General features: G+C 42.0%; 17 protein-coding genes and 2 pseudogenes. 11 read left to right on the forward strand and 8 right to left on the reverse strand.

All coding sequences use genetic code 11. The features are described 5' to 3' along the window. Nucleotides 1-7 precede the first annotated feature (7 nt). The gene (gene thrS / locus SORDD05_RS04805; RefSeq protein ID WP_061417396.1) at nt 8-1,951 is read left to right on the forward strand and encodes a threonine--tRNA ligase; all 1,944 of its coding nucleotides are present in this window, start codon (nt 8-10) and stop codon (nt 1,949-1,951) included. Nucleotides 1,952-2,104: 153 nt separating this feature from the next. Here the strand turns inward: thrS and SORDD05_RS04810 are convergent, their stop codons facing one another. From SORDD05_RS04810 to SORDD05_RS04820, 5 genes and pseudogenes are all read right to left on the reverse strand, one after another. Beyond that, nucleotides 2,105-3,154 carry a DUF389 domain-containing protein gene (locus SORDD05_RS04810; protein WP_061417398.1) on the reverse strand — a complete coding sequence of 350 codons (1,050 nt, stop codon included), beginning with the start codon at nt 3,152-3,154 and terminating at the stop codon, nt 2,105-2,107. 277 nt (nt 3,155-3,431) lie between these two features. Continuing rightward, a pseudogene (locus tag SORDD05_RS09815) lies at nt 3,432-3,733 on the reverse strand (DUF898 family protein). A 55-nt stretch (nt 3,734-3,788) separates the two neighbouring features. Further along, nucleotides 3,789-3,887 (reverse strand): annotated as a pseudogene (locus tag SORDD05_RS10395) (peptide ABC transporter); the annotation flags it as partial. A gap of 6 nt (nt 3,888-3,893) precedes the next feature. Then, a complete protein-coding gene (locus tag SORDD05_RS04815) occupies nt 3,894-4,868 on the reverse strand; it encodes a sensor histidine kinase (RefSeq protein WP_061417400.1) in 975 nt (324 codons plus the stop codon). Then, the gene (locus SORDD05_RS04820; protein ID WP_061417402.1) at nt 4,861-5,538 is read right to left on the reverse strand and encodes a response regulator transcription factor; all 678 of its coding nucleotides are present in this window, start codon (nt 5,536-5,538) and stop codon (nt 4,861-4,863) included. Before SORDD05_RS04820 ends, SORDD05_RS04815 begins: the two co-directional genes overlap by 8 nt. 319 nt (nt 5,539-5,857) lie before the next feature. Between SORDD05_RS04820 and SORDD05_RS04825 the strand changes: the two genes are divergently transcribed. The 4 genes from SORDD05_RS04825 to SORDD05_RS04840 all read left to right on the forward strand — a co-directional run bounded on the left by SORDD05_RS04825 (nt 5,858) and on the right by SORDD05_RS04840 (nt 9,187). Next, nucleotides 5,858-6,427, forward strand: a complete 570-nt coding sequence (locus tag SORDD05_RS04825) for a TetR/AcrR family transcriptional regulator (RefSeq protein WP_155718836.1) — start codon at nt 5,858-5,860, stop codon at nt 6,425-6,427. 85 nt (nt 6,428-6,512) lie between these two features. Beyond that, nucleotides 6,513-7,289 (forward strand): ferredoxin reductase domain-containing protein, encoded by a 777-nt coding sequence (locus SORDD05_RS04830; protein WP_061417406.1) that lies wholly within the window; start codon nt 6,513-6,515, stop codon nt 7,287-7,289. Between the two features lie 111 nt (nt 7,290-7,400). Next, complete coding sequence (locus tag SORDD05_RS04835) at nt 7,401-8,474, forward strand: DUF2974 domain-containing protein (RefSeq protein WP_061417408.1); 1,074 nt, start codon at nt 7,401-7,403, stop codon at nt 8,472-8,474. 83 nt (nt 8,475-8,557) lie between these two features. Further along, nucleotides 8,558-9,187 (forward strand): MBL fold metallo-hydrolase, encoded by a 630-nt coding sequence (locus tag SORDD05_RS04840; protein ID WP_000690826.1) that lies wholly within the window; start codon nt 8,558-8,560, stop codon nt 9,185-9,187. Nucleotides 9,188-9,225: 38 nt separating this feature from the next. Here SORDD05_RS04840 and SORDD05_RS04845 read toward each other — a convergent pair whose 3' ends face one another. After that, complete coding sequence (locus SORDD05_RS04845) at nt 9,226-11,118, reverse strand: M13 family metallopeptidase (RefSeq protein WP_061417410.1); 1,893 nt, start codon at nt 11,116-11,118, stop codon at nt 9,226-9,228. Between the two features lie 178 nt (nt 11,119-11,296). On the opposite strand from SORDD05_RS04845, the gene SORDD05_RS04850 reads away from it, so the two are divergent. From SORDD05_RS04850 to SORDD05_RS04875, 6 genes are all read left to right on the forward strand, one after another. Next, nucleotides 11,297-12,019, forward strand: coding sequence for a metal ABC transporter ATP-binding protein (locus tag SORDD05_RS04850; protein ID WP_061417412.1), 723 nt, complete (start codon nt 11,297-11,299; stop codon nt 12,017-12,019). Further along, nucleotides 12,016-12,864: a metal ABC transporter permease gene (locus tag SORDD05_RS04855; protein WP_000559799.1), complete on the forward strand. Its 849-nt coding sequence runs from the start codon at nt 12,016-12,018 to the stop codon at nt 12,862-12,864. The genes SORDD05_RS04850 and SORDD05_RS04855 overlap by 4 nt, the downstream gene beginning before the upstream one ends. Nucleotides 12,865-12,890: 26 nt before the next feature. Continuing rightward, nucleotides 12,891-13,820 carry a metal ABC transporter substrate-binding protein gene (locus tag SORDD05_RS04860; RefSeq protein WP_061417414.1) on the forward strand — a complete coding sequence of 310 codons (930 nt, stop codon included), beginning with the start codon at nt 12,891-12,893 and terminating at the stop codon, nt 13,818-13,820. Between the two features lie 116 nt (nt 13,821-13,936). Next, nucleotides 13,937-14,431 carry a thiol peroxidase gene (tpx, locus tag SORDD05_RS04865; RefSeq protein WP_061417416.1) on the forward strand — a complete coding sequence of 165 codons (495 nt, stop codon included), beginning with the start codon at nt 13,937-13,939 and terminating at the stop codon, nt 14,429-14,431. 83 nt (nt 14,432-14,514) lie between these two features. Continuing rightward, on the forward strand, nt 14,515-15,165 hold the full coding sequence (locus SORDD05_RS04870; protein WP_061417418.1) for a metal-dependent transcriptional regulator: 651 nt from the start codon (nt 14,515-14,517) through the stop codon (nt 15,163-15,165). A 107-nt stretch (nt 15,166-15,272) separates the two neighbouring features. After that, nucleotides 15,273-15,686, forward strand: coding sequence for a hypothetical protein (locus SORDD05_RS04875; RefSeq protein WP_061417420.1), 414 nt, complete (start codon nt 15,273-15,275; stop codon nt 15,684-15,686). Between the two features lie 31 nt (nt 15,687-15,717). Here SORDD05_RS04875 and dtd read toward each other — a convergent pair whose 3' ends face one another. Together dtd and SORDD05_RS04885 are read right to left on the reverse strand one after the other, a co-directional pair. Continuing rightward, complete coding sequence (gene dtd, locus SORDD05_RS04880; protein ID WP_061417422.1) at nt 15,718-16,161, reverse strand: D-aminoacyl-tRNA deacylase; 444 nt, start codon at nt 16,159-16,161, stop codon at nt 15,718-15,720. 29 nt (nt 16,162-16,190) lie between these two features. After that, nucleotides 16,191-18,407: a RelA/SpoT family protein gene (locus tag SORDD05_RS04885; RefSeq protein WP_061417424.1), complete on the reverse strand. Its 2,217-nt coding sequence runs from the start codon at nt 18,405-18,407 to the stop codon at nt 16,191-16,193. Nucleotides 18,408-18,437 lie beyond the last annotated feature (30 nt).

Genomic DNA, 18,437 nt, shown 5'->3' on the forward strand with positions numbered 1-18,437 from the left:
GAAAACCATGATTAAGATTACTTTCCCAGATGGCGCTGTTCGTGAATTCGAATCTGGCGTGACAACTTTCGAAATTGCGCAAAGCATCAGCAATTCCCTAGCTAAAAAAGCCTTGGCTGGTAAATTCAACGGCAAGCTCATCGACACGACTCGTGCTATCACCGAGGATGGTAGCATCGAAATCGTGACACCTGATCACGAAGACGCCCTTCCAATCTTGCGCCACTCAGCCGCTCACTTGTTTGCCCAAGCAGCACGTCGCCTTTTCCCTGATATTCACTTGGGAGTCGGTCCAGCTATCGAAGATGGCTTCTACTACGATACAGACAACACAGCTGGTCAAATCTCCAACGAAGACCTTCCTCGTATCGAAGAAGAAATGCAAAAGATCGTTAAAGAAAACTTCCCATCTATTCGTGAAGAAGTGACTAAAGATGAAGCCCGTGAAATCTTCAAAAACGACCCTTACAAGTTGGAATTGATTGAAGAGCACTCTGAAGACGAGGGTGGTTTGACCATCTACCGTCAGGGTGAATACGTGGACCTCTGCCGTGGCCCGCACGTTCCATCGACAGGTCGTATCCAAATCTTCCACCTTCTCCATGTAGCAGGTGCTTACTGGCGTGGAAATAGCGACAATGCTATGATGCAACGTATCTACGGGACAGCTTGGTTTGACAAGAAAGACTTGAAAAACTACCTTCAAATGCGTGAAGAAGCTAAAGAACGTGATCACCGTAAACTCGGTAAAGAACTGGACCTCTTCATGATTTCACAAGAAGTGGGACAAGGTTTGCCATTTTGGTTGCCAAACGGTGCGACGATCCGTCGTGAATTGGAGCGCTACATCGTTGACAAAGAGTTGGCTTCTGGTTACCAACACGTCTACACTCCGCCTTTGGCTTCTGTAGAGCTTTATAAGACTTCTGGTCACTGGGACCATTACCAAGAAGATATGTTCCCGACTATGGACATGGGTGACGGGGAAGAATTTGTTCTTCGTCCAATGAACTGTCCACACCACATCCAGGTCTACAAACACCATGTTCACTCCTACCGTGAATTGCCAATCCGTATCGCTGAAATCGGAATGATGCACCGCTATGAGAAATCAGGTTCCTTGACTGGTCTTCAACGTGTACGTGAAATGTCTCTTAACGACGGGCACCTCTTTGTCACTCCAGAACAAATCCAAGAAGAATTCCAACGTGCCCTTCAGTTGATTATCGATGTTTATGAAGACTTCAACTTGACTGAATACCGCTTCCGTCTCTCTCTTCGTGACCCTCAAGATACTCATAAGTACTTTGATAACGATGAGATGTGGGAAAATGCCCAAACTATGCTTCGTGCGGCCCTTGATGAAATGGGTGTTGACTACTTTGAAGCTGAAGGTGAAGCAGCCTTCTACGGACCAAAATTGGATATCCAAGTTAAGACTGCCCTTGGAAAAGAAGAAACCCTTTCTACTATTCAGCTTGACTTCTTGCTTCCAGAACGTTTCGACCTTAAATACATCGGAGCTGATGGTGAGGAACACCGTCCAGTCATGATCCACCGTGGTGTTATTTCAACCATGGAACGCTTCACAGCTATCTTGATCGAGAACTACAAGGGTGCCTTCCCAACATGGCTTGCACCACACCAAGTGACCCTCATCCCAGTATCGAACGAAAAACACGTGGACTACGCTTGGGAAGTGGCTAAGAAACTCCGTGACCGCGGTGTCCGTGCTGATGTGGATGAGCGCAATGAAAAAATGCAGTTCAAGATCCGTGCTTCACAAACCAGCAAAATTCCTTACCAATTGATCGTTGGTGACAAGGAAATGGAAGACGGAACGGTCAACGTTCGTCGCTACGGACAAAAAGAAACACAAACTGTCCCAGTTGATGACTTTGTTCAAGCTATTCTAACTGATATCGCCAACAAATCACGGGTTGAGAAATAAAACAATCACAGTCTGAGAAACATTTTTCAGAGCCAGAAAAAGCAACAACTGAAACAGCTGTTGCTTTTTATATTTTATTTAATCTGAGCCAGTAGTGATTGGTCAAACCACCACACAAAATTTGCTTTCATGAGTTAGATAAGATCAATATCCTCAATCCTTATCTGCTTCATTTTCTTTTACGAGATCTTTTTGCGAATCCTTTTCAGAGAGTTTTTGATCGATATACTTGTTAATGTTTTCATAAAATTCCTTGGTCATCTCACTATCTAATTTTGTCGAATTATGGACTTGATTGACTTTTAATTGAACAGATTGAATACCGTAAGAGGCTTGTTTTTGATGGAGCGTTTCTAATTCTTCGTCTGAAATCGGATCTCCAACAACCGTTAAGACCAATTCATTGTTTCTTGACTTGTAGACTTGATTAATGACCGTGTGATTGGCGAACTCTTTTGCTACAAACTGTTTGATTCCTTCTTTTCGCGCTTGATCTATCGTCAGAGTGACTGCTGAATAACTGGCTGGAAGAACCAATAATACAATCAAGGATATCAAGCCAATTTTCATTTTAATGTTTAGCTTTTTAAATGAACTTAAGGGAGATTTTCTCATCAAAATTCTTGTTCCAACAATGTTGGCTAGCATGATAAAGATACAGTTGATCAAGAAAAGATAGAGAGCCCCAAATAAAAATCGTACATTTCCGTTAGCTAAACCATAGCCTGCAGTACAGATAGGGGGCATCAGAGCTGTTGCAATGGCTACTCCTGGCACGATATTGTTTGCTTCTTTTTTCCTTGATCCAATTACACCTGCTATCCCACCAGCAATAGCAATGAGAACATCCCAAATGGTTGGAGAGGTTCGTGCAATCAACTCGCTACTTGCATAAGATAAGGGAGAAATCCAGAAATACAGAGTCGAGACAAGCAAGCTGACCAATACTTGAGTAAACAAAACCTCTAGAGATTGCTTGATTAAACGCGTATCAAAAATAGCTAAACCAAATCCGAGTCCAACAATCGATGTCATAAGAGGGGAAATCAGCATGGCTCCAATAATGACAGCTGTTGAATTCATATTTAAACCTATAGAGGCAATAAAAATCGCACACATCAAAATCACTGTATCTCTTAATCGAACATGAATATCATCATATAATTTCTCACGGTATTCACGTGTTGAATAATTTCTGGTCATTGGTTACTCCTTTTATTTCATATACTCTTGTTTCTGCTTGGATGATGGCAGAGAGACTTCTTTTCAATCTTACATATTTTTCTTCTCACCTGTTATTTTTTTGAAAATTATCCTTTAAGCATCCGTCAGTCTATCCTTAACATTATATCAAAAATTTTACAGTCTTTCTCTGAAGAAATCTACCAATTGAACAGATAGAGAAAGGAAGAAATTTTTGTTTCCTTATCTGAAAAAGAAAAAACGGTATCTCCTCTGAAAGAAGATGCCGTTTTAATGTTTAAACATGATGAGTGTGTTTGACAATCCATTGCTCCATTTTTATTTTCAACCAGAAGCCATAGATCCCAAACGTGATGATGGTTAGAAGAAACCCTTTGATCCAGTTGCCGAATAGTTGTGTTCCAGTCCCGTCAAAGTATAGACGTTGACCATCTACTACCGTGTGTTTGATTTTCAATTTTGCATCATGCAAACCGCCCAAGGTGTTGCAATCCCCAAGGTAAGCCCGAAAATTATGGCTACTAAGATAGAGTATCCAATATAATCTAGGATTCCTCCGTCAAAATAACTTTCTTTCATTTTTGCCTCTTTTATTTTTTGACTATATTCTAGTCGTTTCCTAGTGTAACATTTTTTACATCTGGACAATCTTACGGTAACTTCTAGACGTTATCATGAAAATAGAGATATAGACTAGAACAAAAATTCCACAGATAGATAAGGTTATCATCAACTATGCTCACTCAATCATCAGATTCATATTGGAAAACTTGATGCGTACTGTTGTTCCTGCCCCAACCTCAGACTCGATGCGAATCTGGTGACCCAGTTCTTCAGAAATTTTCTTGGATAAGTAGAGGCCCAGTCCAGATGACTGCTGGGTCAGACGGCCATTGTAGCCTGAAAAGCCACGTTCAAAGACTCGGAGGACATCGCTATTTTTTATCCCGATTCCTGTATCCTTGATACAGAGCTCCTGGCCTTCCATATAAATCTCTAACCCACCTTCCTTGGTGTATTTGAGGCTGTTTGAAAGAATTTGTTCAATGACGACTAACAACCATTTCTTATCGGTCACGATGGTTTTGTCTAAGTCATGCAGATTAACTGTCAGCCCCTTCTGGATAAAGAAAAGAGCGTATTTACGAACCATCTCCTTGACCAAGTCCTCCACTTGAACCTTTTCAAATACCAAGTCATCGTGAAAACTCTCTAAACGCAAGTACTGTAAAACCAGGTTGGTATAGGAGTCAATCTTGAAAATTTCCTGTTCCAGCTGCTGTTTGACCTCCCGATCAGAGACTTCTGCTACTAAGAGACGGCTCGCCGCAATGGGCGTCTTAATCTGGTGAACCCATAAGGTATAGTAATCAAGCAAATCTGTCAGCTTGCTTTGGGCTTCCGACTTCTTTTGATACAATTCAGACTCTTGCTCTTCGAGTTTCTCAGCCAGCGCACATTCCAGAGGAGACTTGGGATTTCTCTCAGCATAGAGAACTGCCTGTCGGTAAACCTGAGCTTCTGCAAACATATCCCAAGCCAAAAATAAAAAGGTCAAAAAACTACTGAGCAGCAAAAAATAAAGAAAATAAGATCCTAGACTAGCAAACAGAAACTGAAAGAGTAGGACAAGAAAACCCAATGAAAAAATATAGATAAAGATGCGACTACGAGAGCGCAGATAGGCTAAAAAAAATGGTTTCCAATCAAGCATGTTTCAGTCCGTATCCTATCCCTTTCTTGGTTTCGATAAAGCCTGCCAAGCCTTGTTCCTCCAACTTTTTACGCAAACGAGCAACATTGACAGATAGGGTATTGTCGTCAATGAAAAAGTCGCTGTTCCAGAGTTCCCGCATCAGATCATCACGCGCCACGATATTGCCCGCATGTTCAAACAAAACTCGCAAAATTTGAAATTCATTCTTGGTCAAACTCAGAACTTCACCCTGATAGTGCAGGTCCATAGACTTGGTATTGAGAATGACACCTGCATACTCTAGCAAACTTTCATCCCGCCCAAACTCATAGGAACGGCGCAATAAGCCCTGAACCTTGGCAAGGAGGACCTGCTGGTCAAAAGGCTTGGTTACAAAGTCATCCGCTCCCATATTGATCGCCATGACGATATCCATAGCCTGATCTCTCGAAGACAGAAACATGATCGGTACCTTGGAAATCTTGCGAATCTCCTGGCACCAGTGATAGCCATTAAAAAGAGGCAGGCCAATATCCATGAGGACCAAATGAGGTTCCGACTGGGCAAATAAGCCCAATACTTCCATAAAATCTTCTACCAACACAACCTCAAAGCCCCACTCTGAAAGCAGTTTCCCAATTTGTTGCCGAATGACTTGGTCATCCTCTACTAGCAAAATTTTGTGCATTAGCTCCTCCTTTGTTATTTCTCAAAATATCAAAACCCTTAAAAAAATTCTCTGGATTAGTACCTCAATTGTCTAGCTACCTATTTTTCAAATTCAGATTAGTAAACGGACGCTAAATAGAGAATCATCCCATTGATATCATACCTTATTTTTAGGTATAGTTCCAGCCTTATCCTACATTTTCCTTTTTGTATTCATTTAGTTAGCGCTTCTTTCACTTATTTAATAGATCTGGCCTTCTTATTGACAAGCTAGCCATGATTTGTTAGAATGTGAATGAATAAATTAATTTATTCATTCATTAAATAAAGGGGGTTAAATCAGATTGGACAAAAAACAAGCTTTAAAGGCAGCGGCCTATGAAGTTTTTTCGAAAAAAGGTTACAAGGCGACAGGAATTTCAAAAATTGCTAGGCAAGCTGGGGTGGCAGTTGGTTCTTTTTATAACTATTACGAAAGTAAAGAAGCCATTTTTCTAGACATCTATATAGATGAAAACAACCGTGTTCGCCAAGCTATGATCGAAGAACTGGATTGGGAAATTGACATGACCGACCTCATTGGTCAACTCTTTGCTCAGTCCAGAACACTCGTTTCTTCCAATAAAATCCTTGCAGAATGGTACAATCCTGCCATCGCAGATGAGTTGCACAGCTACTATTCCTCGGAGGAAGGCAAAGTCGCAAATCCATTTCATCAGTTTTTAGTTAAAACTTTTACAAATCGTATGCAGGTTGAAGGGTACTCGCCAGAAAAGATTCAAGATATTTTACAAGTTTATAATCTGTTTTACTATATGGATATGCATATCACGGAAAAAGATTTTCCTGATATTGGCAAAACTGTTGAAATACTTGCAACCAACTTCATTAAAGGAGTTCTAAAATAAAGAATGGATTTCTTTATTTTTTGGAAAAATATGAATGAATTTGTTTTTAGTTCATTCATAAAATTGAGAACAGGAGTCATAAAAAATGAAAAGAGGTAAAAAAATGTTTATTATCATTCTATCAACACTTGGAGTCTTAGGCCTTATAACTTGGGGTGCCATCGCCTACCTTGGACGAAGCCAGACATTATCGATAAAATCCATCGAAAACCCCAGCGGAGATCTGTATTTAATTCATATCACAAAACCAAGTCATCAAATCTGGAAAGCTGGGGCTTATGCCAAGTTTACACTCCCTGATACTTCTTCTACTACTAATAAAAACGAAGCTAAGGGAGAGCAAACCAGCCGATGGCTAACCATTGCCTCCACACCTGATGAAGATGAAATCCTCATTTTAACTCATAATAGTGGTAGCCACTTTAAGGAAACTTTGACACATTTACCGGCTGGCAGTGAGATTGAGATGAGTTGGTTGGATTCCTCTTTAACCATTAAAGATATGAATCAGCCACTAGTTTGCTTTGCATCTGATGTCGGCATTTCTGCTCTACGCCCCCTTATCAAAGAATGGGCTGGTAAATGCCCGATTGTACTCAATCATTTTGACAAAGGAGTGACTATTTTTGATAAAGAAATGAAGGAACTAGCTCAGAAAACATCGAATTTTACTTATAAAACTAGCAATGAACTTTCTCAAAGTCAAGCATTTTTAAAACGTGCTATTGATGAATACGGCAATCAAGCCAGCTATCTCATCACAGGTCAGCCTGATGATGTAAATGAGATGAAGAATTTTTTAAAGGAAAATGGGATTGATAGCAAAAACATACAAGTAAGCTCGTTTAGAGGTTTGAAATAGGAGCAATCTATCTTCTATGTATTTCAATCAAACCCTACTAGGTCATTCGAACAAGCCCACTAGCTAATTCTAGGTAAATGTGATAGGATAAACATAGAGAAAGGAGCTTTTATGGCCAATATTTTTGACTACTTGAATGATGTAGCATACGATTCCTTTTATGACCTCCCCGTGAACGAGTTAGATGTTCTTGCCTTGACCGAATTAACCTACCTTACTTTTGATGGTGTAGTCACCCAAGAACCCCAGCGCCTCATAGATCTTGCACCTCAAATCCCTAGAGAAACGACGATGTTGATTAGCAAAAACCGCCTCCAGTTATTGGATCAACTCGCTCAACACAAACGTTTTAAAAATTGCAAGCTCTCAGATTTTATCAATGATATTGACCCTGAATTGCAAAAACAGTTTGCAGCCATGACTTATCGTATCAGTCTCGATACCTATGTGCTTGTTTTTCGTGGGACGGATGATAGTATCATTGGTTGGAAAGAAGATTTCCATATGACCTATATGACGGAAATCCCAGCTCAAAAACACGCCCTTCAGTATTTACAGGACTTTTTTGCTCAACATCCTAACCAAAAAGTTATTCTGGCAGGACACTCAAAAGGGGGCAATCTAGCCGTCTATGCTGCCAGTCACCTTGATTCCCTTTTACAAAAAAACATTGTCGCTGTCTATACTTTTGATGCGCCTGGGCTTCACAAGGAACTAACCGAAACAGCTGGCTATCAAAACATGATGGAAAGAACGAAAGTATTTGTCCCACAAGGGTCTATCATCGGGATGATGCTGGAAATTCCTGATAAAAAAATCGTCGTTCGAAGCACTGCCCTAGGTGGTATCGCCCAGCATGACACCTTTAGTTGGCAAGTTGAAGACAAACACTTTGTCCAACTGGACGAGACCAATAGTGACAGCCAGCAAGTCGATACTACCTTCAAGGAATGGGTTGAAACAGTTCCTGACGAGGAACTGCAACTCTACTTCGACCTCTTTTTTGGAATCATTCTCGATGCAGGCATCTCTTCTATCAATGACCTTTCTTCCTTCAAGGTCATTGAACACATTCACCATCTCTTTATCCAAGCTCAATCCCTCACTCCTGAAGAAAGAGAAACCATGGGACGCTTAACCCAACTCTTGATCGACACCCGCTACCAAGCTTGGAAAAATCGTTAAGGTAGAAAAATACTTTCTGATACCCTAAGCCTTCTCTTCTGTGTTATACTGATATCAGTACATTCTTTGAGAGAGGAAATCCTATGAAAATCCATAAAACTGTCAATCCTGTTGCCTATGAAAACACCTACTACATAGAGGGAGACCATCACCTGATTGTGGTTGACCCTGGTAGCCATTGGGAAGCTATCCGCAAGACTATCGAAAAAATCGACAAACCAGTCTGCGCGATTCTGCTGACCCACACCCACTACGACCATATTATGAGTCTCGACTTGGTGCGTGAGACTTTTGGAAATCCTCCAGTTTATGTAGCAGAGAGTGAAGCATCTTGGCTTTATACACCTGTAGATAATCTCTCTGGTCTCCCTCGACATGATGACATGGAAGATGTGGTCACAAAACCTGCTGAACACACCTATGTCTTTCATGAAGAATACCAGATCGAAGAGTTCCGCTTTACTGTACTTCCTACTCCTGGACACTCTATCGGTGGTGTTTCCTTGGTCTTTCCTGATGCCCATCTAGTCTTGACTGGAGATGCTCTTTTCCGCGAAACCATCGGACGGACCGACCTCCCTACTGGTAGCATGGAACAACTCCTCCATAGCATTCAGACTCAACTCTTCACTCTTCCTAACTACGACGTCTATCCCGGCCATGGTCCAGCTACGACTATCGCTCACGAAAAGACCTTTAATCCCTTTTTCTAGCAAGCAAAAAACCAAGGATGCTATCCTTGGTTTTTGTTTTACCAAATAATCATACGGTCCTCTGGTGAACGCCACATACCGTCGCCTTCTTTGACATCATAAGTTGTAAAGAAGTCATCGAAGTTTGGTACTTGGACATTGACTCGGAGTTTGGCAGGCGCGTGCACATCGACACTGGCCATGAGTTTCATCAACTCAGGACGGCCTTTCATACGCCAGATACGAGCAAAGTTGTGGAAGAATTCTTCAGCAGAGAAGTCTGGTTCTCTCTTGGCAGCTTCAAGAGCTGCAGCAATCCCTCCCAAGTCCGCAACGTTTTCTGATACGGTTAGTTTCCCGTTGATCCTTGCGCCGTAAGATTCTTGGCCATCAAACTGGTCAATGACCTTTTGTGTTTTTTCTTTAAAGGCAGCATAGTCGCTTTCTGTCCACCAATCCTTGAGGCTACCATTTTCATCAAAGGAAGCGCCATTTGTATCAAAGGCATGAGAAATCTCGTGGGCAATAACCGCACCAATTCCACCGTAGTTGGCTGAGGACGACTGATGCAAGTCATAGAAAGGCGCCTGCAAAATAGCCGCTGGAAAGACAATCAAGTTCTTCTGAGGATTATAGTAGGCATTAACCATGTGAGCTGGCATTCCCCACTCCTTGTAGTCTACAGGTTGGTTCCACTTGCTCCAGCTGTGCTTGATTTCCACACGCGCAAAGGCTAGGGCATTCTCAAAGAGACTGGCAGTTTCGTCCACTACTTTGTCCTTGTAGCGTTCTGGCAATTCCTCTGGATAACCGATATAAGGCTTGATGACATTGAGTTTGACAATGGCCTTGTCACGCGTTTCAGGAGTGAGCCAGTCGTTCTTAGCCAAGCGTTCCTTATAGACATCAATCATGGTCGCCACTTTTTTCTCTACGTCTGCCTTAGCTTCTGGGGAGAATTTTTCATGCGCATACCAGAGACCGAGAGCTTGCTTGAAAGGACCTTGGGCTAAATGATAAGCTGCCTTGACCTTGTCCTGAGCTTCTGGAACACCTGAAAGGGCACGTCCATAGGCACCTGACAAAACACGAATCTCGTCTGTGAGATAGCTGGTTGAAAGATTGACTACGCCCAAAATCAAAGTCGCCTTAAGCAAAGGCCATGCTTCTTCACTATAGAATTGATCTGCTGCTTGCCAGAAACGTTCCTCGTCTACGATAACCTTATCTGGCGTTTGTCCAAGAACTGCTTGGAAGAAATCATCCAAAGGTAGGGCAGGGGCGAATTTTTTGAAATCTTCATAGGCATATGGATGGTAGAGTTTGGCATATTCTGAACTTTCTTCGTTTGAAAGAACCACTGCTGCGATACGACGGTCCAATTCCAATCTCTTCTCTAGTAAGTCTTCGATTTCCTCGTCTGAGAAATCGTAAGCTTTGAGAAGATTTGTAGTACTTTCCTTCCAAAGCGTCAAGAGTTCCTCACGCTGAGGATGGTCTTCAGCGTAGTAGGTTGTATCTGGCAAAATCGTCCCTGGTGCACTGGCCCAGAGAACATTGGTTCTGGCATCCATAAAGTCTGGTGATACACCAAATGGAAGGAAGTCTGGCTTGCCTGCTAGTTCAAACTCTGCCAGTTTGCTGGTAAAATCTGCGAAACTCTCCAAATTTTGGTATTCCTTAAGTAGAGGAAGGACAGGCTTGATTCCATCTGCTTCTCTCTTGTCAAAATCACGTACCATACGATGGTACTTAACAAAATTTGCGAGGATAGTATCCTCTGGGACTTCTTCACCTGCCAACCACTTGTCCGTAGTCGCCAGCATCAACTCTTCAATTTCCTCGTCAAGGTCAATAAAACCACCAGTTCGAGATTTGTCAGCTGGAATGACAGCTGTTTTTTCCCATTCGCCATTGATTGCATCATAAAAATCGTCTTGATAACGTGTCATCTTGTTCTCGCTTTCATTTTTTCACTTATTCTTAGCTTAGCAAAAAACACTTGGGAATGCAATTAAAAATGGTTTCTCTTTTTTCTTCATTTTTCAGTTATTATTTTAAATTTTTCAAAAATTAACTTGACTTAATTTTTTTTTAAGGTATATTAAAATACAGGAGGAAAACAACTGTATGATACGTATTGAAAACCTCAGTGTCTCCTACAAAGAAACGTTGGCACTAAAGGATATTTCACTAGTGCTCCAAGGACCAACTATTACCGGAATTATTGGTCCAAACGGTGCTGGAAAATCAACTTTATTAAAAAGTATGTTGGGAATTATCCCACACGAAGGTCAGGCCTTTCTCGATGACAAAGAATTCAAGAAATCTTTACATCGAGTTGCCTATGTCGAGCAAAAAATCCATATCGACTACAATTTCCCTATCAAGGTCAAGGAATGCGTCTCTCTGGGACTCTATCCATCCATCCCACTCTTTCACACCTTAAAGGCAAACCACTGGAAAAAAGTGGCAGATGCACTTGAAATCGTTGGACTCTCAGACTATGCTGACCGCCAAATCAGCCAGCTCTCAGGAGGACAATTTCAACGTGTGTTGATTGCCCGTTGCTTAGTGCAGGAAGCTGACTACATCTTTTTAGATGAGCCTTTTGTCGGGATTGACTCGGTTAGTGAAGAGATTATCATGAATACGCTGAGAGACCTTAAAAAAGCTGGTAAAACAGTTCTTATCGTTCATCATGACCTCAGTAAAGTCCCCCATTATTTCGACCAAGTTCTGCTTCTCAATCGAGAATTGGTAGCTATTGGTCCAACTAAAGAAACCTTTACCGAGGCCAATCTCAAAAAGGCCTACGGTAGCAAACTCTTTTTCAATGGAGGTGACCTATGATAGCAGAATTTATCAATGGATTGCAAAATTTCCATTTCCTACAAAACGCCTTGATCACAGCTATTGTCATTGGAGTCGTTGCTGGAGCTGTGGGATGTTTTATCATCCTGCGTGGAATGTCTCTCATGGGAGATGCCATCTCTCACGCAGTTTTGCCTGGCGTAGCCCTTTCCTTTATCCTGGGAATTGATTTCTTTATTGGAGCGATCATCTTTGGTTTGATGGCTTCCATCATCATTACCTACATCAAGGGAAACTCTATCATCAAGAGTGACACTGCCATTGGTATTACCTTTTCATCTTTCTTAGCCTTAGGTGTCATCTTGATTAGTGTTGCCAAGAGTTCGACAGACCTCTTCCATATCCTTTTTGGGAATATCCTTGCTGTCCAAGATACGGACATGTGGATCACCATTGGTGTGGGGGCATTGATTCTTTTGATTATCGGGATTTTCTTTAAACAACTATTGATTACATCCTTTGACGAGCTTTTGGCTAAAGCCATGGGAATGCCCGTCAATTTCTACCACTATCTGCTCATGGTGCTCTTGACCCTTGTGTCAGTCACCGCCATGCAAAGTGTTGGAACTATTCTTATCGTGGCCATGTTGATTACCCCAGCTGCGACGGCTTACCTTTATGCTAATAGCCTAAAGAGCATGATTTTTCTTTCATCAACCCTAGGGGCAACCGCTTCTGTCTTGGGACTCTTTATCGGCTACAGCTTCAATCTCGCAGCAGGATCCAGCATCGTGCTCACATCCGCCAGCTTCTTTTTAATCAGTTTCTTTATCTCTCCTAAGCAACGATACTTGAAACTGAAAAACAAAAAAATCATTAAATAACGGGGAAACCCTTCTGGAGGAATCTAATGAAAAAATTAGGTACATTGCTTGTACTCTTTCTTTCCGTCATTGCACTTGTCGCATGTGCTAGCGGAAAAAAAGATGCTGCTTCTGGTCAAAAACTAAAAGTTGTTGCTACAAACTCAATCATCGCTGATATTACCAAGAATATCGCTGGTGACAAGATCGACCTTCACAGTATCGTTCCTGTTGGTCAAGACCCACACGAATACGAACCACTTCCTGAAGACGTTAAGAAAACTTCTCAAGCTGATTTGATTTTCTATAACGGAATCAATCTTGAAACTGGTGGCAATGCTTGGTTTACCAAATTGGTTGAAAATGCCAAGAAAACTGAAAACAAAGACTACTTTGCAGTTAGTGACGGCGTAGACATCATCTACCTTGAAGGTCAAAACGAAAAAGGTAAAGAAGACCCACACGCTTGGCTCAACCTTGAAAATGGGATGATTTATGCTAAAAATATCGCTAAACAGCTCATCGCTAAGGATCCTAGCAACAAGGAATTCTACGAAAAAAATCTCAAAGACTATACTGAAAAACTAGACAAACTAGACAAGGAAGCCAAAGAGAAATTTAACAATATCCCTGCTGAGAAGAAACTCATCGTAACCAGCGAAGGATGCTTCAAATACTTCTCTAAAGCTTACGGAGTCCCAAGTGCCTACATCTGGGAAATCAACACGGAAGAAGAAGGAACACCTGAACAAATCAAGACCTTGGTTGAAAAACTTCGCCAAACAAAAGTTCCATCACTCTTTGTTGAATCAAGTGTCGATGACCGTCCAATGAAGACTGTTTCACAAGACACAAATATCCCAATCTACGCACAAATCTTTACTGACTCAATCGCTGAAGAAGGTAAAGAAGGCGACAGCTACTACAGCATGATGAAATACAACCTTGACAAGATTGCTGAAGGTTTGTCAAAATAATCCATTAAAAAACGTCGTTCTCACGGAATTGGCGTTTTTTTACACTTTCCGGTCAAATCATTGGAAAAATCTGACAATTCTCGGTAAAATAAAAGAAAAAAGAATGGAGTAGTTTCATGACCACTTTTCTCGGAAATCCTGTAACTTTTACAGGTAAACAACTGCAAGTCGGAGACAAGGCACTCGACTTTTCCCTCACTACAACCGATCTCTCTAAAAAAAGTCTTGCCGACTTTGAAGGAAAGAAAAAGGTTTTGAGCGTTGTCCCATCTATCGATACTGGTATCTGCTCAACGCAAACACGTCGATTCAACCAAGAACTTGCCAACCTTGACAACACCGTCGTTCTTACCGTTTCTATGGACCTACCATTTGCCCAAGGACGCTGGTGCGGGGCTGAAGGTCTTGACAATGCCATCATGCTATCAGACTACTTTGATCATTCTTTTGGACGTGACTATGCCCTCTTGATCAACGAATGGCATCTCCTTGCACGTGCTGTCTTTGTTCTCGATACTGACAATGTCATCCGTTATGTGGAATACGTTGACAACATCAACACGGAACCAGACTTTGAAGCTGCTATTGCTGCAGTGAAAGAACTGGACTAAAATCAAGGCCATTACGGCAGAAGGCTAGAGAAATCTAGCTTTTTTTGATATACTAGATGGAGAGAAAAGACAAGAGGGAACGAATGACGCCAAATAAAGAAGACTACCTAAAATGTATTTATGAAATCGGTACGGAAATGCAAAAAATCACCAATAAAGAAATTGCTGCCCGTATGCAGGTCTCTCCACCTGCCGTAACAGAGATGATCAAACGCATGAAAAGTGAAAATCTCATTCTCAAGGACAAGGAGAACGGCTATCTATTGACAAATATCGGCCTCGAACTGGTCTCTGAGCTCTATCGCAAGCATCGGTTGATTGAAGTCTTTCTAGTTCACCATCTCGACTATACCAGCGATCAAATCCATGAGGAAGCTGAGGTCCTAGAGCACACTGTATCCGACCTCTTCGTAGAGAGACTGGATAAACTACTGGGCTTTCCTAAAACCTGCCCCCACGGAGGAACCATCCCAGCCAAGGGAGAGCTCTTGGTCGAAATTAACGACCTACCTCTAGCAGATACCAAAGAAGCCGGTAACTATCTCCTGACTCGGGTTCATGATAGCTTTGATCTACTCAAATACTTAGAAAAGCATGAAATTCATATCGGTGACCAACTCCAAGTCAAACAGTTTGATAATTTTTCCAATACTTTTACACTGGTCAACAAGGATGAAGACCTCCAAGTTGGTATCGATATCGCCAAACAACTCTATGTTGAAAAAATCAACTAACCCCTTATTCCTGAAAGAAACTTCTTTCAGGGATTTTTTATTATTTTAGTTGTAAGTCCCATTCTTTTGGTGTAGAATGAGGTTAGAGAAAAGAGGGAGGTCATCTTATGAAAAAGCTCTTTAGAATCCATTTTGCAACCATTGCACTCAGTGATTTGCTACTATTAGCAATTTTTATCTCCAAAACCGATCCCTCTGTAGAGTGGATGCTACTCTCTGGCTTTATTTTCATCCTTGCTCAGGGATTACTGCTATTTCGCTTAGTCAACCGACTCAAAAATCAATTCGCTGAGATTTATCCTCAGATTAGTAAAAAAAATCGCCTCTACTACTTAGGGATTCTCTCAGTTGATCTTCTGTTATTGATCCTTTTAGTCTTCACCAGTTCTCAGCGATTTTCCTCTCTTATGCCAATCGTCACTTCTTGCCATTCTACTTTTTATTATCTGACGGCTAACTACCTAAGAGAAAACTATCCAGACTTTTACGACAAACACATTTCTTTCTGGAAGTGTTTATAAGCAAAAACCAAGCCGACTGGGCTTGGTTTTCTTATCTATTTTTAGTATCAAGAATGATGGTGACTGGTCCGTCATTGACCAGCTCCACCTGCATATCCGCTCCAAAGATGCCTGTCTGAACAGGCACTTCCTGAGCTAGCTTTTGGTTGAAAGCCTCATAGAAGTCAGCTGCCATATCCGGCTTAGCTGCTCCTGTAAAAGCTGGACGATTGCCCTTCTTAGTATCTGCAAAGAGGGTAAACTGAGAAATAGAAAGGATTTCCCCTTCAGTATCCTTAACAGATAGGTTCATCTTGCCTTCTGCATCTGAAAAGATCCGCATGTTGACCAGTTTTCTCACAGCATAATCCAGATCCTCCTCTTGGTCCCCTGGGCCAACACCGACCAGTAATAAGAGCCCCTGATTGATTTTCCCCTGAACCTGACCTTCGATACTCACTTGGGCTTTTCTAACCCGTTGAATAATGATTTTCATAATAGCCTTTCTAGTAAGAGCTAGGACAATTAGCCGTTGGTCCGTTTAACAGAGTAGACCTCTGGCACACTTTTAATCTTATCAACTACTGTCGTTAGAGTTGAGAGATTTGAGATTCCAAAGGACACATGGATATTAGCAAATTTCATATCCTTGGTTGGTTGGGCGTTAACGGTTGAGATATTCTTAGCTGTGTTGGAAAGAACTTGCAGAACATCATTTAAGAGACCTGTACGGTTGAGGCCGTAGATATCGATGTGGGCAATATATTCCTTGCTTGAGAATTGATCTTCCCATTCCACATCCAGGAGACGTTGTTCGTAGTTTTCTTGGGCGCGAAGGTTCATACAGTCCACACGGTGAATGGCCACACCACGCCCCTTGGTAATGTAGCCGACAATGTTGTCACCCGGCACTGGATTACAACACTTAGCAATCCGAACTAGGAGACCTGAGGCGCCTTCAATGACCACACCGCCCTCATGCTTGACCTTGAGCTTCTCCTTATTCTCAACCTTAACCTCGCCACCCTTAACTAACTCATCAGCCTCTGCCCTAGCTTTGGCACGTTCCTCTTCACGGCGTTCCTTTTCAGTCAGACGGTTAAAGACGGTAGTAGCACTGATTTCTCCAAAACCAATAGCAGCAAAGAGGGAGTCTTCTGTCTTGTAGCTGGTCTTTTGAAGAACTTGGTCCATGTGCCGCTTGTCCATATACTTATTAGCCACATAGCCATTCTCTTGGAGCTGATTAATCAGCAGTTCGCGGCCCTTGTTGACGGATAATTCCTTGTCTTGGTTTTTAAAGAACTGACGAATCTTGTTGCGTGCCTTGCTGGTCTTAACCATGTTGAGCCAGTCACGACTCGGGCCAAACGAGTTGGGGTTGGTGATAATTTCAACCTGATCCCCAGTTTTGAGCTTGGTTGTCAGAGGAACCATACGGCCATTGACCTTAGCACCAGTTGCTTTTTCACCGACTTTGGTATGAATTTCATAGGCAAAGTCAATCGGGCCTGAATCTTTTGGAAGGGAGCGAACTGCACCATCTGGAGTAAAGACGTAAATCTCCTCCGCCAGATACTCTTCCTTAACAGACTCGACAAATTCCTTGGCATCGTCAGCCTGGTCTTGCAACTCAATCATTTCCTTGATCCAGTTCATCCCGATAGCTGATTCTTTGCTGTTGACCTGACCTTTGATTCCTTTTTTATAAGCCCAGTGAGCAGCAACCCCGTACTCAGCAACTTCGTGCATTTCCTTAGTACGAATCTGGAATTCAATCGGTCCTTTTGGTCCATAGACAGTCGTATGGATAGACTGGTAACCATTGGCCTTACGGTTAGCGATATAATCTTTAAAACGCCCAGGCATTGGTTTCCAAAGCTCATGCACATAGCCAAGCATGGCATAGACATCACTATGAGTCTCTAAAATACAACGAATGGCAATCAGGTCATAGATTTCCTCGAAGCGTTTCTTCTTATCCTGCATCTTGCGATAGATTGAATAGATATGCTTGGGACGGCCATAGATTTTCCCTTTTAGATTGCGTTCGGAAGTGTACTCCTCCAACTTGGTTACTACTTCATCGACCAAAGCCTCACGCTCTCTGCGTTTTTCCTTCATCATGTGAGTAATCTTGTAAAACTCAGTTGGATTGAGATATCGGAAGGACAAGTCTTCTAACTCCCACTTGACGCTGGAAATCCCCAGACGATGAGCAAGTGGTGCGTAAATTTCCATGGTTTCTCTGGAGATACGTTCTTGCTTGTCTTTTCGTAGGTGGTTAAGCGTTCTCATATTATGCAAGCGGTCAGATAGTTTGACCAAGATAACACGGATATCCTCAGACATGGCCATGAGCATCTTACGGTGATTTTCCGCTAATTGCTCCTCGATTGATTTGTACTCGACCTTACCAAGCTTAGTCACCCCATCAACAATAATGCGAACATCATGACCAAACTCTTGCTCTAAATCATCCAGTGTCGCATCCGTATCTTCAACCACGTCATGCAAAAAACCACAGGCAACTGTCACGGCATCTAGCTTGAGCTTGGCTAAAATCCCTGCCACCTGAATGGGATGAATAATATAGGGCTCGCCAGATTTACGATATTGACCGCTATGGCATTCAACTGCGTAAACCAAGGCTTTATGTACAAAAGCAACATCTTCTTTCGATAAATATTTTTGCGTTAAAGCGACAACCTCATCGCCCGTCAAATTCACTTCTTTCGGCATTTATTCTCTCCAATTCTTCCTACCATTTTA

Origin of the sequence: Streptococcus oralis, from assembly GCF_001578705.1 — a bacterium.
Taxonomy (GTDB): domain Bacteria; phylum Bacillota; class Bacilli; order Lactobacillales; family Streptococcaceae; genus Streptococcus; species Streptococcus oralis_J.